We start from the raw sequence: 22,545 nt of genomic DNA, 5'->3' as shown, positions 1-22,545 counted from the left end.
AATTACATCTCCAATAAAGGTGAAAAATCATCAGAATCGTCTTCTTCCTCTGTCAAACCTTCTGAATTCCGTAAACTTGGGGGGTAAACTACGCCCTCAATGCGTTGCAAGGGATCGAGAAATGCGCTGTAGAGTTCTTGATATATTTCTCGAATCACTGGATCGGGATGCTTGACGCATTCTTCTAAAATAATTCGCATCTGAACTAACATACTATCCCGGCCTGAGTCTGGTTTATTTTCAGTGGATTTAATAGCCCAAGCTGCATCGACAAAGTAAACTTGTACCGGACATCCATTTCGCATCCCGCGCCCGATTGTTTGCAAAATTCCTACCATCTGATTTGCCGTAAAGGGTTTGAATAAATCTTCACCCAAACGGCTAGCCATGAGAGGTTCGCGCAACAGTCGATTCGCCGTTTTCCAGAGTTGTTTTTTAGACTGTTTCCAGGCATGAGAAATTGCTAGCAAGCCTTCTGCTTCAGTAAAAACTCGACTGTCAAATTCTTGGGTAGCTTTGCCGGCGAGGCTGTACAAAAGTTGCGTATCGTCAGTCGTGGGGTGGGGACGGGTGAGGAAATAAATTGTACCAATGGCTGCATCGAGTTTCCTATCTCCTTTGGTGAAAACAATATTTACGCCTCTACCAATTGCCAACAGCGGAAAAATGATTATATCGCAAGTTTCATCATCTCCTAAAGCCTCGCACTGAGCCGTTGTCACGAAATCAGTTGGTTGTTCTCCGTTTTTGAGTAAATTAACAACTGCTTTGGTTCGTTTGCCGATTTCTGGATGGTAATCGTTGATAAATTTCTTAATGTTTCGAGCTTGTTCGTAGCTGTTAACAATTAGGGCTGCTTTGCGGTAAATACCATCTTGCACATCAAAATTGAGGATGGATTTGTAAATCTCAGATTTCTTGGTTCCTCCGCGTACCAGCAAGTCTACCATTTTTTCTAAATTGCGATCGCGCAGTTCTCCTGCACCGCTATATCGCAGAGGTTCATCACCCCGTTCGCGATCTGGCAGCCATTTGAAGCGGTAAATGCTCTTTTTGGGATCGTGTTCTGTTTGGCGCGGTTTGAGCAGGTAATCCGGCCCAGAATTAATATGATAAGCAGGACTTGCTTCCAGAAAAGAAGTAGCTGAAGTCATTAAAACCGCAGGCCCTGTCAGTTCACCATCTGCTTTAAATAATTCATGAAAACGGTGCATTAACATCCGAGGCGCGCCCACAAAGATGATATAAGATAGTTCTACATTTTGCGCTTGAGTCCGAGTAGTTTGTGCCGCTTGGAAACTGTATTTTACCCCAGAAAAAGACCCCAAAATATTCTCAGGAATCAGTTGTCGCAGTTCCGCTGTTGCAGTTGATTCGACAATCGGTTCCCGAATCAGTCCTTCTGCTACCATTGTTCTAGTTTGCGGTACGATCCGCTGATAGCCTAAAATCACGAAAGTAACGCAAACAAGTAAGGTAATCGTATCCTGAGCTTCGGCTGATGCAGTGCCATCATTAAAACACAAAGGCAAAAACAATTCGGCAATTTGTTTGACAATATTGTCGCGCCGTTCGATGAGATTCTCTGCTAAATAGCGCCGAAAATAAAGAATCTGAGTTTCCCACTGCTGTTTGAGGGTTTCGGGGTTGATTCCCAGCCTTTGAGCGCACAAATCCAGGTTGAGCCGATCGTGCGGATCAATGCCGGTACGATCGTAAAAAGCATGGTAAGCTGCTGTTTCCCAGAATTCAGTTAATGCACGACTTTTGCTAAATCCTTGTTTAACTTCCTCTTCGTCGATGTCGTCGCGCTTAGAAGTTTTCCCATAGCCATCCAACAAATCGCTGACAATTCTCAGAACGGTTAATAATTGATTCTGATACCGTTTGCCAACAGGGGATGATGGCATATTTTGAACGGCAGTAATTAACGATGTATTGCGATCGCCAAATTCCGACAAATCGCGGCTGTAGTGTTCTACATTGCGATCAAACAATCGATAATTTTCGCCGCGAGCAAAACGATTGTGAATTTGTTCTTGAATGACTAAATGGATAGAATCTGCCGCACCTGAAAGTCTCAAAGTGGCTGCACCATAGGCATCCAGATTTGATTGTACCATATCTGCTTCGTCAAAAACTACGACATCAAATGTCCGAGCAATCAATTCAAAATAACGAAGGCGATCGCGAATGGCATGGGGTGGAACTTCAGTATCCATTGAAAGAACGTGGCCAACCCAAATATCAGCATCTAGCAAATCGCGGGGAGCTTTGTTGCGGCCGCACACCGTCCAAACCGGACAAAGATATTTTTTCATCTCCCCTTTTTTGCCACCGCTTTGTAAAATTTCCTTGCAGGGTGCTTTACCAAATTCCCACATCGAAGTATCAGCAGTTGAAAACGCAGGTAAGACACAATTTAAGCCAAAAGTTTCTGCTTGTTCCAAACTATAGCTAAAGCCGCCATTTCCCCCGGATGCTGCGATCGCCTCGGCAATATTATTAGCGTGTCGGCGGCGAGTTCCATCGCTTTGACCGACTAGCATTCCCACTTTAATTTCATGAAATGCTAGTTCTGCCATGTATTGTCTGGCAACTTCAATGGAAGGAAACACAAACATCGCTTTATAACCGCGTTTTCCCAACCATACAGCTATCAATACCAGCAAAGTTGTTTTGCCCGATCCAGGCAGTCCAATTAAGTGCTTGATGCCTTCTAATTCAATGAATGTTTCTTCCCGCAAGCCCTTACCAATTTCGGGTACTTTAAGTGCAAAATGTTGAAACCGTTGTACCCAGCTACTCTGTCTTTTTTCAGGATGCTTTGCCTCGCGTTCATCCATCTCAACTGCTAATTCGTACAGTTCCGCAAGAGGAATGCGGATTTTTGGTTTCGGGGCGCGATCGAGTGAATGAGTGCGGCGCTGACCAAGCGGGGCTGCGATCGGTGCAATTGGAATTCTCGCGGCTGTTGTTTCTTCGCCTAAAGCAACGGCCATTGGCTGGCGGGCATCAGCAAAATTGACACTGTAAAATTGGTGTGCCAAAGGCTGACCCAGAATTTGACGCGCTTGGGTAATTAAAGAATCTTCTAGGGGGTCTGTGCGTTCAAAGTGAAGTGTTTCTAAGTTGATTTTATAGCTTCCCTGAGTTTTGTCGCGGTAGTGGCGATCGTTATAAATAGCAACTGCGTGTTTCACTGACTGTTCTGTCACATAAGCCAGAGACATCAGGCGCATATTGAAAATAGCTTGGCGGGCTTTTGCAAACGCGGGTGCATTGACGATACTCGCCATTCCCGATATCGTTAAAGGGGCATATTCTAGGGAATTAGTATCGATAAATTCTGCCATCAAGACGCACAGCCAGCAAATGCGATCGATTCCCGTCCAGAAATCAGGTTTAATTCTCATATTTGATTGCTTTTAACAACTGAATGACTTGTGAAACAGACATAATTTCGAGAGTAGCAGTCGAGCCTTTTTTATCGATCGCAGACTGGAAGGTAGAGAGGTAATCCGGCCGCTCCTCAATTAATTGGTCGCTGACGGCAATGATGCGGCGGCGGTAGTGCTCCAGCCCCCCGATGCTGCGGTTGAGGCGTAAGGCAAGGGAGACAGGACTGCTGTACGACTTAGCATCAATGCCTATATTGCGACCGTTAATTGCGACATCGCACAGGTCGGATTCTGGGTAAAGTTCGGCATCGAGTCCGTTTTTTATGGCTGCATCAAAAATTGCTAATTCGTCGATCGCCGGCCCAGTCCAATAGGTTAAAATTTGCGGTTTTGCAATCAGCAATCGGTCTTGATTTGGGTCTAATTTCTCCGAAACTTTTGCTGTTGAGGAATTGTGGCCGAGGCATTGGCGGATCGGACATCGCCCGTCGGGAAAAAGTATTTTATCGGCATATGGTCGCATCAGCGTACCGCAATGGGCGCAGCGATGAGCGTATCCATTAATTAACCAGATATCCGGCACACTATCAAAAAATGTGTCAACAATCGTTCCCTGCAAAGGTGTTAAATCGTTCTCGCGCAAGTAGTCTAAGAGTTGGTGTTCTCCGATGAGCGAAAGGCTGCCAAATAGCGATCGCAAAGCCGTATAAGCTTTGTGCTGGCGGCGAATTCCCAATCGTTCAGTTGCCTCGCGCAACCGTTCGTACAGGCGGTGTTCGATCGCATTATCTTCGCCAAAAGTACCTCTGGAGTTAGCAATTACTGCACAATCTGGGGTCGGTACTCGCAAGTCTGGATCGATCAGAATTACTTGACCAGAGTCAAAATCGGCGTGACAAAAAATATCTAATTCCCACTTATTGAGGGGATATCTAGCACGTTCCAAAACCGTATGCACGCAAGCGGCGCGATCGCTTTTTCCGGCTTCGATGTATAGCCGGCCCAACTTGCACATAGCCCGATAAAGTTCCGATGGTATACTGTCATCTTGGCGAACAATGTCTCGATTGATAATTCTCGCGTACTGCCGCAGAATTCCCTGGGCTAGCAATATAACAGTATCTTCAGCCAGATCGATCGTGCTGGCGTGCCCTGTGGGCAATGGCAATGTCGTTGTTTGCATTTGTGGCAGCCACGAGGGGTCTTGACAATTTGCCTCCGCAATGATTTGGTGTTCCAAAGTTGCGTCGGGGAATGAGGGTAAAACTTGCGCGATCGCCGCCAGCGTCCAGCCCCGCTTCAGCAGCAGCGCCACACCCAATCCCTCCAGAATCTGGCGAAATCTAAATTCTTGCCCTTTGGGTTGCGACAAAAGCTGCTTCGATCGCCACAGCCGGACTGTTCGCACCGCAGGCGGTTCCACAGACAACCCAAGCCGAGCGATTTGGCGTTTCAGTTCCTTGGCGATCGCCTCAGCAGTTCCCTGCCACTGACGAATATCCTCAAAGTCCATGACTGTAAAGCACCTGTATTTTTACACTAGATGTTTTTACAGTAAACGATGTAATCTAAAATGTCAACAAGTTTGTCCGCCCCATAGGGACAAACGGGTTAAAAATGGGTTGTTTTGCCTGAAAGCTTCCTACAGCAAAGATTCCAAAAGCGGTATAACTAGACAGATACCGATCGTCAGCGTTCATCTGCGGTTCAAAATAAAATCTTTTTCACAAATGCTACCCACTGATTTACTAAGCCACCGTCAAAACGGCGAATCGATCGTCCCCTTACGCCTCAAGATAGATGCGAAAAACTTAGAAGCAGCAACCGAAACTATCAAATGCTTCCAGGAGTCGATCGGCAAAACCCAAGGCGAACTCGACGGACGCTTGCTAGAATTAGAAGGCGACAGCCCCGACTATCGGCTAAAACGGGGATTAGCGCACCTCCTCAAAGGCGGTTTCTCTACCTTGGAAGTCGTTAGCCCCTTAGAACCATTGGAGTTGAGACAGCGCGTATTTGCCTTGTCAGCGCGATCGACTCCCAGCCCGCAATCCACCCAAATAACCCTCGAAACAGTAGCCACAGAGATCAGCCAAGACTTAAACAGAGAAGTTTTAACCGACGAAATCAAAACAGGTTTATACGCCGATTTAAACGAAAACAAAATCCTCACCGAATTTAACGCACCCACACCCGAAAACTTACTTCACAGATACAACCTTTCCCAAGTTCAAGGCATATTTTACCGAGCAAGTCAAGTTCAACTAACCGCCCACCGCAACGATCCAGGAGAATACAAACTCCTGTTTCGCTATTTAAAATTATTTCAATTAATGACCTACATCGAAGGCGATGCAGACCACGGATTTACCCTCACAATCGACGGCCCCACAAGCTTATTCAAACCCAGCACCCGCTACGGCTTAGCCCTCGCCAAAATGCTGCCCGCACTCCTACACGTCACCAAGTGGAGTATGCACTCAACCCTGCAAACCAAAGATGCCTTTAGTGGCGTAATAAAAACAGGTAAATTCACCCTAAATTCCGACTGCGGTTTAGTCAGCCACTATCCCCCAGGGAAACCCTATGATAGTATGTTAGAAGCAGCATTTGCCGAGCGGTGGAATGGATTAAAAACCGAGTGGAAACTCGAACGAGAAGTAGACTTAATTCCAATTCCCGGGAGCGTAATGATTCCCGACTTTCGGTTAGTACATCCCGACGGGCGAGTGTTTATATTAGAAATAGTCGGCTACTGGCGGCCCGAGTATTTGCAAAAGAAATTTGCTCAAGTACAGAAATCTGGATGCGACAACTTGATTTTAGCTATTTCCGAACGACTGAATCTCGAAAAAGCTGGCGTTAATGTAAAAGAAGTTCCTGCAAAAATTGTTTGGTTCAAAGATAAATTGCAGCCCAAGTCAGTCCTCGAAGTCCTCGAATAGTAAAAAGTTAAAATAAAAATAACTTTACTCTTTTCTTTCTCTCTCTCTCTGTGTCCTCTGCGCCCTCTGCGGTAAAAAAATCTAATTATATGAAATAAATATTGCTAAAAATGCGATCGCACATTCCAACACTCATTGAGAATCAACTCTTAGGGTAGGCTAGAAGCCCCACAAGAGTTAAAATAAAAATAACTTGACTCTTTTCTCTCTCTCTGTGTCCTCTGCGCCCTCTGCGGTAAAAAAAACCTATTATATCAATTAAATATTTCTAAAAATACGATCGCACATTCCAACATTCTAGTAAAATAGAAACATCCCCAAAACCTTAGCACCGCGTACTCTCACCCCAAAACCCATCAAAAAATGGTAGACACAAGCATTGTCGAAAAAATCAAAAAGCTGTTAGCCCTTGCCACCTCATCCAACGAAAACGAATCAACTGCTGCGGCAGCAAAAGCTTCCGTTTTACTGGCGCAGTACAACCTCAGCCTCGCCGATTTAGGCCCCAATCACCAAGAAGAGATAGATCAAACCGGAGTAGAGACAACATCCAAATTTGTCACTTGGAAAATGATCCTGTTTTCGGGAATTGCCGAAGCCAACGGTTGTACTGGTATGCGGAACAATTATAGTGGTAGTATGTTTTTGGTAGGAAGCTCTACAAATCTGATTGTTTGCAAGCACCTGTATGAATATTTGAGTTCTGCGATCGAGAAACGCGCGAAATATCGCAAAGGAAGCGGCCGGGGACTGGCGTATCTGAACGCTTTTCGGGTGGGATGCGCCACAAGGTTGCGGCAAAGGCTGCTGGAACAAAAGCGGGAGATGGAGGAATCAGGGATTCCGGGATCGGCGGATACGGCGGCTACTCCTGCTATTGTAGTGCGATCGATGTTTGAAAAGAACGAACAGGCGATCGCAGATTATTTAGAAAGCCAAGGAGTTAAAGTCAAAACCCGAGCCGGTGCTCAAATCAGCAGCGAAGTCGGTTTTAATTCCGGGTATGAAGTAGGCGACAAAATTAGCTTGCAGAAGCAAGTGCAGCCGGAAGGAGAACAAAAACAACTCAATGAATCTCTGTGATTTTAAACTCAGATCTTGCACAATTCTCAACTAGCTGTAGGGGCGGGTTCACCAACAGCCTTAAATAGTGCAGACAGGTTAAATAAACCCGCCCCCACCCACCCAAAAACCTCTTATTGATATTGGTGTAACATCTCATTTTAAATATACTTAGCAATTGAATTCCTACTGTTAATCCCTATGCCCTATAGTTCTTTCACCACGATCGGTAAAGTCAAGGAAGCATTTAATCTAACCACTATAGAATCAGTTCGTTTTTTGCCTAATATTGACCCAATTCCCCCTTCTCAAACATTGATTGCTTTTTTGGAAGAAAGCCTACCGTTAGCCTCATCTGCAAGCGAAAAAGCTCGTTCTGAAGGAATTATTTATCCTGTCTTGTTAGAAGCGAGACGAATTTTACAGCGGCGAGTCAGCTTATTTTCAGGAGAAGACTTCACAGTAGACGAATCAATAGGATTGAACGGCGTGTGTGATTTTCTCTTTAGCCGTTCCGAAGAAATTCTAGAAATTGAAGCACCAGCAGTTATCATTGTGGAAGCAAAGAAATCTGACATCAGAACAGGATTCGGGCAATGTATTGCTGAAATGGTGGCCGCACAAAAATTCAATGAGGCCAAGAAAAAGCCCATTCCCATAATTTATGGTGTAGTAAGCAATGGAACTCAGTGGCGATTTCTGAAACTCGAAGGGCAAACAGTGACAATTGATTTGATTGATTATCCACTGCCTCCTGTCGATCAAATTTTGGGCTTTTTGGTATGGATGGCACGGGAAATTTAGCTGATTTGATTACAAAGAAAAGTTAGCCCGTGGGGAAATTCAATGGTAGCAGCTTCATCTTGAGGAAGATCGCTATTGCATCTTCTATTAGATAACGACACATCACAAGTTATGTTTGTTCCCTCAATAATTTTTCCTTTGATTCCTGACATTCTTTGGCTAGTGGGATACCTAACTCTGTGGCGATGGATAAAGCGCGATCGCAAGACTCAATAGCTAAAGTGTGATTGCCTATCTGAAAATAAAGTTCTGCTAAGTATTTGAGAGTTACAGCCTCATCAAAACGAGAGCCAATAGTTATATAAATCTTTAATGAAACCTCCAAAGTTTCTAAAGCTTTTGGATAATGGCGAATTTTGATGAAATTTCGTCCTAAATTAGCTAGTGCTTTTGCTTCTCCCAAGCGATTACCTATGTGCTGTGCAATAGTTAAACATTGCTCGTGGTAATCAATTGCTTGCAGATAATGTCCTAAAGAGTAGTAGACATTACCAAGATTACATAGTGCTTCTCCTTCTCCAGAGCGATCGCCTATTTCTTGTGCAATGGACAAACTCTGTTCATAGAAATTAACAGCTCTCTTATATTCTTGAAAAGAATAGTAGGAATTGCCCAAATTGTTTAGTGCATGACCAATACCAGAACGATGTGTTATCTGCTGTGCAATTTCTAAACATTGCTGGTGGTAATCAATCGCTTGCTGATAATCCCCTAAAGAATAGTACACATTACCAAGGTTTCCTATTGCTGTTTCTTCTCCTATGCGATCGCCTATTTCGCGTGCAATAGCTAAACATTGCTCGTGGTAATCAATCGCTTGGTGATAATGCCCTAAAGAATAGTAGACATTACCAATATTTCCCAGCGCTATTCCTTCTTCAAGGCGATCGCCTATTTCGCGTGCAATCATCAAACTCTGCTTATCGTAAGCAATCGCTTTTGCATAATCTCCCAAGCAATAGTAAGTAATACCTAGATTATTTAAAGCTAAACTCTCATTTCTACGGTTTTTGATTTCCCGTGCATTTTTCAAACTCTTTTCAGAATACTCAATCGTTTTGGCATAGTCTCCCAAAATATGGTAGGCTTTGCCTAGACCATAAAAAAAATTGTGTCTAAAGTAGGACTAATTTTTCCCACTATTCTGTTATATAAGTCAATCTGTTCGCGATAGTAGCCCCAAGTATTTAGTTGAGCGTGTAATTCTTCATTTGTCGGCGTATTGAGACGGATAAAAAGTATTTTGCTAGCTCTTTCCCAGTCCTCCACTGTACAAAGATGGTGAAAGGCTTGCAAATACCCCCGCACCTTCTCCAAATTAGTAGCATCTGATTTGGGTTTATAATCAGTTAGCCACTGTACAACAGCTCTGTACTGAAGCCGCTGCTCGCGATTTGGAAAATCAGCACTGAGATTATGATGATTTATCACTAAGTTTTCCAAAACTAATTCACCAGATGGTGTTAAATTATTTTTCATGGTAAAGTTTTCAATTTATTTAGTTATCTGGTAGCATTAATCGGTGAGCAATTGCAACACTGCGAATCAAATTATGTTGTCCCACCAAGCGATTATCTTCATCGTCAATTCCCCTATCTTCAACTAAATAGCGTTCCCGCAAAGTTTGGATTGCAGCCTTTTGTTGCTCCTCACTGTAGCCCTCATCCTCTAAATTAATCAGCCACCACTTTTCTTGAACTTCGCAGCGATAGATTGAGGCCGTGCAAAGCAAAATATAGGCATCATAAACATCATTTTTTAGCCGTTCAAACGTTTTTTCTATCCGTTCCTTGACTTTCCTTCGCAAGACTTTCGTATATGATGCTAACTGCCACCTATCCTCATCTCCTTTAGCTATTCCTTGGTTATTAGCTTCGTCAATAGTTTTTTTGACATCTTCAATATAACGACTATTCTCTTTCCAGTAAGCCCTGACGTTACCACCATAAGAACACTTGATTTCTCCAGCGATTGTCCGCAAAGCTAAAGGATGCCCGTCATAAACTTCCGCAATGACTCGCAGGGGACTATGTGGTAATTCCAAATCGCCATCTAGTTCAGCTTTTTGAAATAATGCCATCTGCTCAGTTACTTCTAATCCTTTCAAAAGTTGGCAATACCAGAGATTTTTGTAGCGATCGCATTCCCTTTCAAACACAACAGGAAAATCCAGGGATGTGAGGATTAACCGACTCTGACAAGATGGTTCTGCCAAAAAACTCACAAAAAACTTGCCCCACCACTGATCGGCAAAATCACCCCAGCCATCCTCTTCATTTTCTGTCAATAGGTACTCCAAAGAATCCATGAGAATTAAATAGCGATTTTCACGCAAGCGCTTGACTAACCGCCATAATAATTCTTCTGGTTTTCGCTCTTCAATTGGAACGCTTTCTCCCCAAATTTCAAGCCATCGTAACGCAACACTAGCAAAATCTGAAGCTTTATTATCATCTTCAAAGTTATCCCTTTTTTCGCTCCAATTTCCTCGTAATTTCTGTATTAACCGTTCAGCTAAAGCAGTTTTACCTATACCTGTAATGCCAACCAATAGCAAAACACGACAGGAAGAATTTAGGCGATCGCTCAAATTTTGAATCAAAGTTTCTCGCCCAACCCACGCATCATCATAGACGATAAACTCCATATATGATGCAGTTTGCTCGGTTATATACGATACAGGTTGGTGAGTTGGACTGCCATCAACAATCTGTTCCCAATTTATCCCAACAGCCTGACAAATGCTGACAAAGCTCTCATGACTGATTGCTTTACCTTGCCAAAAGCGCTTGATCGTTGATATTGAAACAGAAGCTTTTTGCACCCAGGCATCAGCTCCCTTTGTCCATCCTTTCTTCCTTCTGGCTCGATCTACAATTTCTAGTCCCTGTTTGGACGCAATGAGTGAAGCTGCCATCCCCGGTTACTCCCTACAGTTTTACGAACACTTCAAAAGAGATACTTGACAGTATCAGCTTTAGATGAGTATCATAGCCGAAACTGAGCCAAAAGTCAAGCTCTTCTGCTCCAGCACCTCCAGTGGCAAGCTTATAATCGCTGCCGCAAAGACTTGTTACGGTCAACTCCTAAGACTATCTATGCTCAGAGATTCCTGGCGCTCACGGCGATCTGCTGATGCTGGAATGTTTGGAGCTTTCTGGCTCACTTTTGGCTCAATGCACTGATCCTGTCAAAAAAAAACCCCTCCCAGTTCTTACCTGGACGGGGCAAAAGTAAATCAAAATAAATCACTGAAATTTATGTTACACGACATCGATTCCGCAGCTCCGTCCATTCAGTACATTGAACCCCTTACTAAAAATGAAGTTGATGCTACAAAACAGAATACTCAACAGGCATCCATTCTGTGCACGACTAAACCGTCAACCGGAATTTTACCGGGTTATCCCGATCCAAATGTTGCCGATGCAGGGGGGGTAACTGGACTTATTTTGTCGTTGGCTGTACTGATCCGTTCTATGGCACTTCTGATTCAAGTTCTAGCCCCAATAGTAGGCAAATCTGGTAAATAAGCCAATTCAATGATGGGGCGAGCATCCACGCCCCACCTTCCCCAAAACCTCGCCCTCAATGAATCAACTCTGCTTCTTCAAAAATCTGTCGAGTCGTCAACTCCAGACCAGGCACCAACTCATCTACAATCGGCATATTATCCGTATAAATTTGACTCGATCCATCGCAAAAAAAGCTTCTAATTAAAATAGCCTCTGGATCTACTACCCAAACTCGCGTCACACCCGCCGCCAAATAATCTTTCGCCTTCTCTTCAAATTCCTGCATCGTCCGATCCGGTGAGATAATCTCAATCACCAATTCAGGAATTGCCGGACAAGCTTCATTCCGCCGCCAACTTTTCGGTAAACGTTCATAAGAAATGTAAGTCAAATCAGGAACAGGTGCCCAATCTTTACCCTGACGTTTTAACAAAATTGCCCATTCTGGAAGAACTCGCCCGCGACTTTTACACCATACACGAATCAGGCGACATAAAGCTCCCTGTAAACTGGAATGAAAAAATTTGGGAGACACTTTCGGAACTGCTTGACCATCTACAAACTCATAATATACGTCTCCGTCTGGTAAAGCTAGAAATTCTGCTAAAGTGAGTTTGGTTCCGATTCCTACCATGACTCCCAGCCCTCTCGCTCATTAATTCAAATATCAATTATACAAAATTTCCCAACATTCCTAAAAAAAAGACCCGGCGGTTGAAAGAGACTGTTGGCGAATTTAAAAAGGGTGAAACCAAACATCCCAGAATCGTGGAAAAAAACTATGATGAGGCAGAGGGAAAAAGAGCCGCAAAACGAGAGACACGAGTCTTACCAATCGGAATGTCGCGCCAAAATGCCCACATTCTAGACAGATTCATCGCAGCAGCAGTCACAATATGTTGCAGACGAGTTTTGGCAAGACCCATGTAACGAGCGTCGCGCAAACCAAAAACACGAATTCCTTGAGATAAGGAACTTTCAACACCAGCCCTGAGAGCATAACGCTGCTTAAAATCCTGGGTATGTTGTCTCGCCCTAGCTTTGGCTAGAGCTTCATAAAGAGGTTGAGGTCTAAGAGTCAAAACACGGGCGCTTGCGGGTGAGTGAGTACATTGAGAACGAACAGGACAAGCAGCACAATCGGGGCGACTTTCATCGCACTTGAATGGTCGGATTGCCATAATTATCCGAGCGTGGATGCCAGGATTTGCTGACCTTACCTTGCGGACAAATAGCCTGCTGATGCTCCCAATCAACGGTAAAACAAGAAAGATCGAAGCCTTGCTGCGCTTTTTCTTGCCAGCTAGAGTCAGATGGTACTCGACCAACGAGATCGATACCTAATTCTGTTTCACAAGTGAGCAAATGTTGGGCATCAACATAAGCAGTATCGACAAGATGTTCTTGTGGTAACAGGCGTTTATCAGAAGGAGATTGATGGATTACTTGAGTCATTTCGACATAAACAATGCTTGGGTGTGTTGTTTCGACATTGGTAATTAAATGAGGTAAATCTCGATCGCAAGTTTCTGTAAGATGTACTGTATAACCCGTCCAATTGGTATCTCTTTTTGTGCGATTGCGAGCCGAACTATCGTAAGGGGATGTAATTAACTGCTTGTGGGGCGGTAAATCATCAGCTTCTCGCCAATAAACTTTGTCTCCCGACACCCCATATTGTTGTATCCACACACAGCGTAGAATTTCTACCGCTTTGAGCTGACGCAACCATTCAGGACTCAAGGGGTCATACAAAGCTGACAATAAGTGATGACCATCAGAGCCAATTGTCAATATCAAGCTTTGTTTTTGGGTTTGAGATGAAGGCAAGCGATATTGCTCAAATCTCGTGCTATAACGCTCAGACTAATCCTGATTAACTACTGTTAATAACCATTCATCAGCGACAGTGGCTAACTGATTTAAGGCATGACGTAAAGTTTCTCCAACGCATTCGAGGCGGTTCCTGAAAGCGGATGGCTCCGATGACGTGGGTCGAGTCAGTTCTGGCTTTCCCCCTGGCTTTTAGCCATCCCCTATCTTGAAAATGTGCTAGCATTATATCGAGTAATTGACTTTCACGTCCCGCAGTAATTAACCGACTTCGACCCTCGCTTAAAACTGAATAATCGAAGCCACTATCAGTGATTTCTAGTCGAGAGAGCATACTTCCAATCTATACGACTTCTCACCGCTTCTGCTGCTTGTCGGTCAGTCAATCCCTCTGCAAATTGCATCACGCTGATTAATGCTAATTGTCCGGGTGATAAAGCACTTTGACCGCAATCGGCTCGAAACAAGGTGATAAAGTCTGTATCCTCGTACAACACTCCTAAGAGAGTCCCGCATTTTCATATATGGGTTGCCTTTAGGAAATCAGGTTCGTGCTACGGAGGCTGTCATTTCTGGAATCGATGACCAGGAGCGGGGGTGAAGAGTCATAATTAATTATTTAATCTGGTGCCTCATTACACTATCATTCTGCCTATTCAGGACGGCGATGTCTGAGGGGGTGAAACCCCTCAGACATTCGCCAACGGTCTCTTGAAACCGCATCTATACAAGCAAATTCCGAACTCAGAGGGACTGGGAGAGAAGAGGGCTTTTATGTGTAAAATGCAATTGCAGTTAGTTTTGGGTTTAATTTTGGCGATCGATTCTGCGTCAGCGCTGGCAAATCCGGCACATCCAGCTACTGTAGTAGAGAATAATTTGGTCAAAAATCATCGAATTGCGATCGCACAAAACGCCAAACCCCAGAGAAAGCCGGATATAAAAACACCAATCACACCACCAGACAAAAACACGAAACCCGGGGCCGGATCGAAAGTATCAAAAACACCTAACACACCTCCCGATTCTCATACCAAACCTGGTGGACTCGACCCTTCTAAATCATGCAAAAGAACCAATAAGGTAATTGCTCAACCCCTTTAACAAGAAGACAAGATAGACATTAGATAAAGGAATGGAAAAACTCCCCCGACTTAAAACAACTATCGAGCGAGGAAAAAGAAGCCTTGATAGTAGAGCTATGGGAGAAAATCCAAAAACTCAGCGCAATATTAGACACCTACGAACCAAAACCCGAGCCAGAGCCATCTCCTAAAAAAACTAGCAAAAATTCCAGCACTCCACCGTCCAAAGGATTCAAGCCCAACATTTGTACCGACGCTCTAGTTGAGCAATTACAACGGCAGCTTATTTTGAGAAATAGCGGGAATTGATTCCCCTGCAATCGCAAATCCCGCCTTGATTTCAACACCCTCGATCGAATCCTGTGGCATATTCTTAAAGATTCCAACCCAAAAATAAATGTAACAATCAATACATTTGAACCTGAAGCAGCGGAAATTCGGGCTTGAGATCGAACTCTCACCCTGCGCGCTTCCCCTGTCTTTATCTCGGGCACCCTGGCCTAGTTTTATGCAAAAGTTGCCGAAACTTTACAAAAGTTGACAGTAAATGGGGGATTCCCTACCGGATAGCTACGATTTGAGAAGGCTTCACGCAGAGATCGCAGGAATATCGGCGTGCAGGGGCGATCGAGGTACTGGGCCAGGACTTACCAGAAAGAATTGGTTGAAAGCCCGCCCGCCCGGGAGAAATTAAAATCAGACTATTCATTAGTCCAATCCTCGGACTTAAGGGTAGAGGCCACCCTCAAGCAGTCAACAGTCAACAGTCAACAGTCAACAGTCAACTGAACCACAGCTTCTGCTTTACGGTGCAGGCGTTGCTGCTGCAATGGTATGAACGACTGAATATGAAAAAATGAAACAAGCGAGTCAATCAATATAGCTGAGTTTTCAAGTTATCGATTTTCATACCTTGATTAAGCAACGCCACGGTGCAATCCCCGGCGTGGATTGGTGTCAACAAGCACGTCAAACGTAGTGCCAGACTGCTGTTTTCGGCATCGAACTGCAAGTTTTGGGGGTGGCTAAACTGCCATTCAACATTGGTGAATTGTTCAAAGCATCAGTCAGATCCGATACATACCCTAAAATGCTCAACCCCTATGCGGCGATTTCAGTGTGGGTAAATTTTTCAATAATTGCTTTTTATGTCCTATGTCTTTAGGTTGTAAATTAAGTTGCATCAAATTTAACTAGCGCTATCACTGGGAGCAAAGTATGGCAAGCCTCGTGGTAGAGTTCGGCTAAGTCGATATTTTGGGTGGCGACAAGTTGGCGGCGGTATATTTCAGTTTTGGATCCCAAAGTAAATAATTTACACTCTTGAAAGTTGGATGGACGGGACGCCCATCCTTTCTGGACGGGCGGGACGCCCATCCCACAAGAACTATCAATAAGTTATTTAATTCTCATTCCTTTGCTGTTGACTTGATTTGCGATCGCACCAACAATTTTCGATCTGATAGGTACTTGTACGGATTACGAAAATAGTGTTAAGGCTACTAATCAAACCAACTTTCTCACTTTTTATACTCATCTTTGTTAATTGTGGCAATGGCCTGTCGCCCGCTAGCCATCGGCGGTTAAAAATTCCAAAATTTATGGTACTTTTTCCGATCGAGCAACTAACTGTGATATATATAACTCAGCTTCTCTAATTTATATGTAATAATACTTAATTAGATAAATAATCTTACACTATGCGGTCGATCGCCAATGTTAGCTATCGACAACCGAAACAGAATCGATGCCAAATTAAAAGCAATATTTCCTGCTCCCTCAATGAAAATAGCAGCGCGCGGCAGTTAATTGCAGTAAATTCAAGTCAGGGATTGATAAATAGATTGAATTTCCAAATTTACACACGATTTTCATATAAATTGACAAATTTAGCCAAACAAATTAATTCTAAACCGTTAGAATAGCTAACAGTTAGTATTACTGCAATTGCGGTGCAGAGCGAATACCTGTACTGTCTATAAAGCAAATTAGCGATCGAGCATCCATAATTAAATGCCCGAGTCGCCTATACTTACTTGCACCCCCCTGGGAAAAGTGAACTAAAAACCTAAATAAGTCACTGAAGCACCCTCCGAGCAAGTGCAGGAGCTTCACAGAAAGCCTCTGTTGACGCAAAGGTTTTTTTACTCAAACATGAAATTTGATTTGTATGCTGCACCAACCGAGCATCCCTTTTGCTCACGCCACCTTGCCGAGTACAGCAATGGTGGAGATTTTTCAGGGGGAAGAAAGATGAATTTGGAAAAATCCTCTACAGGAATAACCCCCGATAGCTGCGCTGCGGCAGTAGTGGAAATCATTCCGCTGATTGTGGGGTCGCTTCGAGCCCAAATGCGAAATCAAGGAGAACCCTTTTTATCGATATCTCAGTTTCGCAGTCTTATGTTTCTTTACCGCTATCCAGGTTCTTCTTTATCCAAGTTAGCAGATTATTTGGGGGTAACTCGACCGACTGCTTCTGCAATTTGCGAGCGCTTGGTTCAGGAAAAATTTGTAGACCGCAAAGAACATCCTCAGGAACGGCGAGCGGTGGTGCTGAAACTGACAGAAACTGGTCGTGGGAGGCTCGAAGAAATTCAAGCGCTCACCTGTAGCAATATTTCGCCAATGTTCGAGGATTTGTCTCAGGAGCAGATGGAGAGCGTTTTAGCAGGATTGACGTTACTCAGAGAGGTGTTTGACGGCAAATCTAACAATCGGTAAAACCTCCTCTACATCTATTTATTGTTTAACCTGTTACATATAGGTTGTAGGGTACGTAGTCCGCACCCTACAGCTTTTTTTGACCGAAGAACCAGCCTCCCGTGCCCCTGGCTTTAGACATGATTCGGAAGTCGGCGGCGGTTTCAACCGCCTTTAATATTTATTTACATAATGGATCTAAAGATTTGTTATAATTAGATTGTAAGTAAAAAACCTATCTACGTGTTAAAACTTGTCTTGTATCGGAGAAATCCCGGCGCAGCGCAGCCCCCACTACCATTCATGTAGTAAGCCTGTATAACTGACAAGTAATGGCAGAATGTGAAGCGTACCTATCTGGCAAATGTGATGGATACTGACAAGCAAACACAATTGCAAGTAAGCGCAATTGCAATACCTTTTGTACGGGTAGTTGTTTTGAGCGAATAGAGGTGATTTGATAACGCCTTTGAGAGTTTTCCGATTCATTCAATAATCCCCGTGGCTTTAGCCCTGGGGAGTATCAATTAACACTCTTATACTCGGATCTCCGCCTCGCATCCCCGTTAAGAAGCAGGATGGTTTTATTGTCATCCTAAAAATTAGGTACGTAGTTGGGATGCGAGCCCTCTTCATGTATATCTCGAAAGAGGGCTCTCATCCCAACTACGTACCTTGATTAGGAATAACAATTTAATAACTTAAGCAATGTTTGCTCGTTGCTCGTTACCAGGCTCTGCCTAGTAATGCAGATTCGGAGGCTCTGCTTCCCTTTACCTTGCGGCTTATGGAGATAGAGGATAGTTATTACATAATTTACTTTTTGGCTGAATTTAACAGCTTTGCTAAAACGTTTCGCGTTATTTGCTGAGCTCCGGCATTTAAAACTGGCGATCGCAACTGCGGTGCATTGTAATCGTCTAATCCCCACGCCCACTGCATCGAACCAGTCGCGAATACTTTCGCTCCGGAATCTGCTGTATAAACCGTCATGTCAGCATAGCGAGTCCCGCCGCCGTGAGGGTATGGAGAATGCCCGACCCGAACTATATTTTTCGGGGCATTACCAAACATTCGATCGACTTCATAACCCAACAGTCCCGGTAACTTGTCGCCCTGTTTTAACTGAGTTTTTTCCAGCAGCCAATCCGGGGCATTTTTATCGATCGCAATATCAGAGTTAACTTGAAATGTCTCATACATAACACCTATCAAAGCATCTTCTGGACTTCCGATAGAGCGATCTCGCCAGCGAGTTGTTACTAAAGAATGAAGTGCTGGAGATTTATTGTACTTTGTTGCTATTTCAAGGCTATCTGGCTGCTCTATTCCAGAGTTTAATTCCCCAATATTAGCTATTTCTACTATCGAATTAACGGCGCCTAATTCTTTTGGTAATGCGCCCATAGGGTCTAAATCTGCCATTTCTTTATAAGCAACCACAGTTCGGTTTACTTCCCCAGTAATTCGGCTGGGTTCTAGGCGGATCTGCCAATAGCAAATATTGGAACCAAAAAATCCGATGCTGACGCCTTCATCTCTAGCAGCTTCTATATTTTCCCGCATATCTCGCGACCAGTATTCGTCGTGACCGACGGACAAAAATGCTTTGTGAGACAACAGCAACCGGGAGTTAAAATGCGTGTCAATGTTAGTGGCATAGGTAACATCGTAGCCTTCTTTTTCCAGCCACCTGACCATATTGTATTCCCAACCAGCGTTTGAAGTTCTCCTTTTTGGCTGAAAATTTGTCAGAAATTCCCCCGCACCTACGCCGTAAGCTGCTTTGCGGTTGGGACTCATGGCGTAGGGCCGATTAAACGAAACCTTGTAAGCTTGTTTTCCTACGCTGTTCCAGCGGTAAAGGGATTTGTAGCCCCAATTGTTGTACGCTTGGAAAGTGGTAACGCTCGATTGAAATAAAATTTCGGATTTGCGATCGTCATCCCGCACTACAAAGATAATATAACTTTGTTTCCCGCTGATACTGGCGGTGAGTTTCGCTAAATAAATGCCGCTCGTCCAGTCCGAAGGGCGATCGGGAATTCGCAAAATATACGGGTCTTTCCAATCGCATTCTATCAGTCCCGATGCTTCATCTTCTCTCGGCGGAGGCTGTCTGATTCCCTTCCGCACAATTGGGTCATTCATCCGGCGACCGCCGAGTCCATTATACCATCCGGTGCGGAATATTTCTATGGTATAATTTGGTTCTTTAGTGTTGACAAATAACTTAATTTCGCCGCCGAGATTGACGCTGGTCAGAGAGGCGTAACCTTCGATTTCTCGCTTCGTAGCAGGATTTTCTAACTCCCAGTCTGGGGTTCCGGATTTTTGGTTTTCTCGGGCTGTGAGATTGGTGCCGATAGCACTTTTTGCGATATTTGAATAATCTTGAGAATGTGCTGCGCTGTTATACAAAAAAGGGGCGGCTAAGCCAAGTGAGAAAGCTTTCAGAAACTCTCGGCGGCGCAATTTCAACAATAGTTTAACTGTCACTGGTTTAAGTCTATGAATTTTAGGTGATAGATTGTACGGTTGGGTTTGGGTGTAGCGGGCGTAACATTACTTTACAATAGCCCTGGAAACATCATACCTGAGATAGATTAATTTCCGATCGCGCGATCGATCCACCACACCTCAGTAATGTGTCTGAGTATTTCTGCCAGTATCATGTCTTAGGTCTTATGATGTATGGCTGATAGCACATATCCCATCGCAGAAGAATTTTAGAGACAACAGCCGATTTGAGATGTTTTTAGGTACAAGTCCCCGGAAACATTAGCCGATCGCCTCTAAAATCTAAAATCTGAAATCGAAAATCGGACGACCTATTTGTTTGCACCAGCTTTATGAGTGAATCAACCAATCCACCGCTATCTCCACCAGTTTCTCGACGAACCGCCCTCAAATTCCTCGGAGTCGGTGCCGCAGGCGGGCTGCTGGGCTACTCTCGATTGTCCAAGCCCGAACCCGCCGTTTTCCAGCAAGATACTCTTGACTTGCCACGAATGCTGAATAAACCCAAAACCGTTGCAGTTGTTGGTGCAGGCTTAGCAGGGCTCGCCTGTGCTTACGAACTGAGTCAGCGGGGTTTCGCCGTGACGCTGTTGGACAAATCGCCCCAACTCGGCGGTAAAATTGCTAGTTGGCCGATAAAAGTCGGGAACGAAACCTTTATGATGGAACACGGTTTTCACGGTTTTTTCCCTCAATACTACAACCTCAAAAGTGTGGTTAAAGAACTAGAAATTACCGATAACTTTGTATCTTTAGAATCCTACGCCGTTGTGTTTCGAGACGGCAAATATAAACCAGAAGTTTTCCGTCCCAACCATTCAGCTTTCCCCTGGAATATAGTTGATTTGGGGATATCTTCTCCCAACCGGCTCAAGTGGGGAATCAATCTGACAAAACCCGCTCACTGGCAAGTTTTTCGGGAAATCGGCGGTTTTCAAACTCAACAAAGTTTCGCTCGCCTCGACAACATATCAGTTGCCGACTGGGTAAAAGGTGAATTCCCGCGCGGACTTTACGACTTGTATTTTCTGCCTTTTGCCAAGTCCAGCCTCAACGCTCCCGACGAATTGAGCGTGGGGGAATTAATGCAATTCTTCCACTTTTACTTTTTCGGAAATCCCGAAGGTTTGGCCTTCAACGGCACGCGGCAAGATATGGGCACTTCTTTAGTGCAGCCGATCGCCAAATCCATCGAAAGTAAAGGTGGCAAAGTATTGACAGATGTCGCAGTTAGTGGAATTCACTGGGAAAAAGGTCAGATTGATTCTTTGACTTATGAGTCTGGAGAAGTACAAAGTAAAGTACCTTTTTGGGTGAAGCGAAACGCGCTGTTAACTGACAGTAACTCTACGGAGTATTTCGGCGCTGGCGACAGCGTGTTTGCCGCCGCACCTGGAGGAAAAGAGGCAATTTCTCTGAGCTGTACTCACCAAGGCTGCACGGTTCAGAAACAAAATGACGGTCAATTTCACTGTCCTTGTCACGGGGCAGTTTTTGATGCTGATGGGCGAGTTGTGAGCGGGCCTGCTCAGCGGGATTTGCCTCGCTTTAAAGTAGTGGAGAAAAAATCCGATGAGATACAATTAGCCGCAGCTCCGAATAAGTCACAACCGCAGAATGTGGGGGAAAAATTGAAGGCTGATTATTATGTATTTGCGGCGGATGTTCCGGGGATGCAGCATTTGTTTAGTTTAGCCAGCGGTGAGGTGAATCCGCAGGTGCAGAGCCGAATTGAGGAATTGAAAATAGCAGATCCGTTTGCGGTTGGGCGTTTTTGGTTCGATCGCGATTTTCCCTGGGAGCACAGCAATTTCAGTTCGCTCTCGGGCTACAAACTGACTGATAGCATCACACTTTACCACAAAATCCAGGATCAGTTCATCGAGTGGCATCAGAAAACTGGCGGCAGTGTAGTGGAACTGCACGCTTATTGTTACAAGGAGAAGGAATTCCCCAACCAGGAAGTTTTGCTGGCTACTTTTGAGCAAGAATTGTATGAAATTGTACCGGAATTAAAAGCAGCAACTCTGCTGCACCGGGAGTTAGTAAATCAAAAGAATTTCTCGGGCTATCCGCCCGGTAGTTATGCAGAAAGGCCGGAGACGTGCTGTGCTGTTCCGAATCTTTTGTTTGCGGGAGATTGGGTAAAAATGCCTTTTCCTTGCGGTTTAATGGAAAGGGCGGTGAGCAGCGGTTTGTTGGCAGCTAATGCTATTTTATACCAGGAGGGTTTGCAGAGGCGATCGCTCTTGACGGTGAATCCCGAAGGCGTGCTGAAAATCTAGGATTTGCAGCGGGGCGGATTTTCAATCGTGTCCGCACGAACAAAAACTGGTTCGTAGTGAGGACTTTAGTCCTCAGGAAAAGAAGGACTAAAGTCCTCACTACGAACCTTAACAAAAACTGTTCGTAGTGAGGACTTTAGTCCGCATCCATAGAAGGACTGAAGTCCTCACTACGAACCTTAACAAAAACTGTTCGTAGTGAGGACTTTAGTCCGCATCCATAGAAGGACTGAAGTCCTCACTACGAACCTTAACAAAAACTGTTCGTAGTGAGGACTTTAGTCGAATGGCACTGAAAAAGTGACCAAAAAAAAATCTGTAAGGCAAGATATACATAGATAGTTGCCTTACAAACCAAAATATCTTTCTCCATTATGCCAAATCGTGCGTCC

General features: G+C 44.3%; 17 protein-coding genes and 1 pseudogene. 8 read left to right on the top strand and 10 right to left on the bottom strand.

Annotated features, from left to right (window positions below):
* Positions 1-2: 2 nt before the first annotated feature.
* Entirely contained in the window at positions 3-3,416 is a 3,414-nt protein-coding gene (locus QZ918_RS04985; protein WP_293331830.1) for a pPIWI_RE_Z domain-containing protein, read from the bottom strand.
* Positions 3,406-4,914, bottom strand: a complete 1,509-nt coding sequence (locus QZ918_RS04980) for a restriction endonuclease-related protein (RefSeq protein WP_293331827.1) — start codon at positions 4,912-4,914, stop codon at positions 3,406-3,408. Before QZ918_RS04980 ends, QZ918_RS04985 begins: the two co-directional genes overlap by 11 nt.
* Positions 4,915-5,131: 217 nt before the next feature.
* Between QZ918_RS04980 and QZ918_RS04975 the strand changes: the two genes are divergently transcribed.
* The 3 genes from QZ918_RS04975 (at position 5,132) to QZ918_RS04965 (ending at position 8,212) form a co-directional block, all read left to right on the top strand.
* Entirely contained in the window at positions 5,132-6,346 is a 1,215-nt protein-coding gene (locus QZ918_RS04975) for a DUF790 family protein (RefSeq protein WP_293331824.1), read from the top strand.
* Positions 6,347-6,709: 363 nt separating this feature from the next.
* A complete protein-coding gene (locus QZ918_RS04970) occupies positions 6,710-7,429 on the top strand; it encodes a DUF2786 domain-containing protein (RefSeq protein WP_293331821.1) in 720 nt (239 codons plus the stop codon).
* A gap of 180 nt (positions 7,430-7,609) precedes the next feature.
* Complete coding sequence (locus tag QZ918_RS04965) at positions 7,610-8,212, top strand: hypothetical protein (protein ID WP_293331818.1); 603 nt, start codon at positions 7,610-7,612, stop codon at positions 8,210-8,212.
* Positions 8,213-8,321: 109 nt separating this feature from the next.
* Here the strand turns inward: QZ918_RS04965 and QZ918_RS04960 are convergent, their stop codons facing one another.
* Genes QZ918_RS04960 through QZ918_RS04950 form a run of 3 tightly spaced genes read right to left on the bottom strand, consistent with a single transcriptional unit; the run spans position 8,322 to position 11,129 of the window.
* Positions 8,322-9,287, bottom strand: a complete 966-nt coding sequence (locus QZ918_RS04960; RefSeq protein ID WP_293331815.1) for a tetratricopeptide repeat protein — start codon at positions 9,285-9,287, stop codon at positions 8,322-8,324.
* A gap of 17 nt (positions 9,288-9,304) precedes the next feature.
* Positions 9,305-9,691 carry a hypothetical protein gene (locus QZ918_RS04955; RefSeq protein ID WP_293331812.1) on the bottom strand — a complete coding sequence of 129 codons (387 nt, stop codon included), beginning with the start codon at positions 9,689-9,691 and terminating at the stop codon, positions 9,305-9,307.
* 19 nt (positions 9,692-9,710) lie between these two features.
* Positions 9,711-11,129: an ATP-binding protein gene (locus QZ918_RS04950; protein WP_293331809.1), complete on the bottom strand. Its 1,419-nt coding sequence runs from the start codon at positions 11,127-11,129 to the stop codon at positions 9,711-9,713.
* Positions 11,130-11,472: 343 nt separating this feature from the next.
* Between QZ918_RS04950 and QZ918_RS04945 the strand changes: the two genes are divergently transcribed.
* Positions 11,473-11,745 (top strand): hypothetical protein, encoded by a 273-nt coding sequence (locus tag QZ918_RS04945; protein WP_293331806.1) that lies wholly within the window; start codon positions 11,473-11,475, stop codon positions 11,743-11,745.
* Positions 11,746-11,800: 55 nt separating this feature from the next.
* Here QZ918_RS04945 and QZ918_RS04940 read toward each other — a convergent pair whose 3' ends face one another.
* Both QZ918_RS04940 and QZ918_RS04935 read right to left on the bottom strand, forming a co-directional pair.
* Positions 11,801-12,361 carry a Uma2 family endonuclease gene (locus QZ918_RS04940; protein WP_293331803.1) on the bottom strand — a complete coding sequence of 187 codons (561 nt, stop codon included), beginning with the start codon at positions 12,359-12,361 and terminating at the stop codon, positions 11,801-11,803.
* Between the two features lie 145 nt (positions 12,362-12,506).
* Positions 12,507-14,169: pseudogene (locus tag QZ918_RS04935) on the bottom strand (IS1182 family transposase).
* 165 nt (positions 14,170-14,334) lie between these two features.
* On the opposite strand from QZ918_RS04935, the gene QZ918_RS04930 reads away from it, so the two are divergent.
* Positions 14,335-14,664, top strand: coding sequence for a hypothetical protein (locus tag QZ918_RS04930; RefSeq protein ID WP_293331800.1), 330 nt, complete (start codon positions 14,335-14,337; stop codon positions 14,662-14,664).
* Positions 14,665-14,747: 83 nt separating this feature from the next.
* Entirely contained in the window at positions 14,748-14,954 is a 207-nt protein-coding gene (locus QZ918_RS04925; protein WP_293331797.1) for a hypothetical protein, read from the top strand.
* A 250-nt stretch (positions 14,955-15,204) separates the two neighbouring features.
* Here the strand turns inward: QZ918_RS04925 and QZ918_RS04920 are convergent, their stop codons facing one another.
* A complete protein-coding gene (locus QZ918_RS04920) occupies positions 15,205-15,354 on the bottom strand; it encodes a hypothetical protein (RefSeq protein WP_293151393.1) in 150 nt (49 codons plus the stop codon).
* A gap of 464 nt (positions 15,355-15,818) precedes the next feature.
* Positions 15,819-15,950, bottom strand: a complete 132-nt coding sequence (locus tag QZ918_RS04915) for a hypothetical protein (protein WP_293151395.1) — start codon at positions 15,948-15,950, stop codon at positions 15,819-15,821.
* 849 nt (positions 15,951-16,799) lie between these two features.
* On the opposite strand from QZ918_RS04915, the gene QZ918_RS04910 reads away from it, so the two are divergent.
* On the top strand, positions 16,800-17,369 hold the full coding sequence (locus QZ918_RS04910; RefSeq protein ID WP_293331794.1) for a MarR family winged helix-turn-helix transcriptional regulator: 570 nt from the start codon (positions 16,800-16,802) through the stop codon (positions 17,367-17,369).
* Positions 17,370-18,164: 795 nt separating this feature from the next.
* On the opposite strand, the gene QZ918_RS04905 is transcribed toward QZ918_RS04910, so the two are convergent.
* Positions 18,165-19,847 (bottom strand): N,N-dimethylformamidase beta subunit family domain-containing protein, encoded by a 1,683-nt coding sequence (locus QZ918_RS04905; RefSeq protein WP_293331791.1) that lies wholly within the window; start codon positions 19,845-19,847, stop codon positions 18,165-18,167.
* 353 nt (positions 19,848-20,200) lie between these two features.
* On the opposite strand from QZ918_RS04905, the gene QZ918_RS04900 reads away from it, so the two are divergent.
* Complete coding sequence (locus QZ918_RS04900) at positions 20,201-22,153, top strand: FAD-dependent oxidoreductase (protein WP_293331788.1); 1,953 nt, start codon at positions 20,201-20,203, stop codon at positions 22,151-22,153.
* The last annotated feature ends 392 nt before the right edge of the window (positions 22,154-22,545 follow it).

The organism is Microcoleus sp. CAWBG58, assembly GCF_020883045.1.
Taxonomy (GTDB): Bacteria; Cyanobacteriota; Cyanobacteriia; order Cyanobacteriales; family Microcoleaceae; genus Microcoleus.
This window is presented reverse-complemented; position numbering and strand designations above follow the sequence as displayed.

Coding starts and splice junctions, on each gene's coding strand:
- QZ918_RS04975 (WP_293331824.1), top strand. CDS start 5,132: ATGCTACCCACTGATTTACTAAGCCACCGTCAAAACGGCGAATCGATC.
- QZ918_RS04965 (WP_293331818.1), top strand. CDS start 7,610: ATGCCCTATAGTTCTTTCACCACGATCGGTAAAGTCAAGGAAGCATTT.
- QZ918_RS04950 (WP_293331809.1), bottom strand. CDS start 11,129: ATGGCAGCTTCACTCATTGCGTCCAAACAGGGACTAGAAATTGTAGAT.
- QZ918_RS04940 (WP_293331803.1), bottom strand. CDS start 12,361: ATGGTAGGAATCGGAACCAAACTCACTTTAGCAGAATTTCTAGCTTTA.
- QZ918_RS04930 (WP_293331800.1), top strand. CDS start 14,335: ATGTGTAAAATGCAATTGCAGTTAGTTTTGGGTTTAATTTTGGCGATC.
- QZ918_RS04900 (WP_293331788.1), top strand. CDS start 20,201: ATGAGTGAATCAACCAATCCACCGCTATCTCCACCAGTTTCTCGACGA.
- QZ918_RS04920 (WP_293151393.1), bottom strand. CDS start 15,354: ATGAATAGTCTGATTTTAATTTCTCCCGGGCGGGCGGGCTTTCAACCA.
- QZ918_RS04955 (WP_293331812.1), bottom strand. CDS start 9,691: ATGAAAAATAATTTAACACCATCTGGTGAATTAGTTTTGGAAAACTTA.
- QZ918_RS04910 (WP_293331794.1), top strand. CDS start 16,800: ATGAAATTTGATTTGTATGCTGCACCAACCGAGCATCCCTTTTGCTCA.
- QZ918_RS04985 (WP_293331830.1), bottom strand. CDS start 3,416: ATGAGAATTAAACCTGATTTCTGGACGGGAATCGATCGCATTTGCTGG.
- QZ918_RS04945 (WP_293331806.1), top strand. CDS start 11,473: ATGTTACACGACATCGATTCCGCAGCTCCGTCCATTCAGTACATTGAA.
- QZ918_RS04980 (WP_293331827.1), bottom strand. CDS start 4,914: ATGGACTTTGAGGATATTCGTCAGTGGCAGGGAACTGCTGAGGCGATC.
- QZ918_RS04970 (WP_293331821.1), top strand. CDS start 6,710: ATGGTAGACACAAGCATTGTCGAAAAAATCAAAAAGCTGTTAGCCCTT.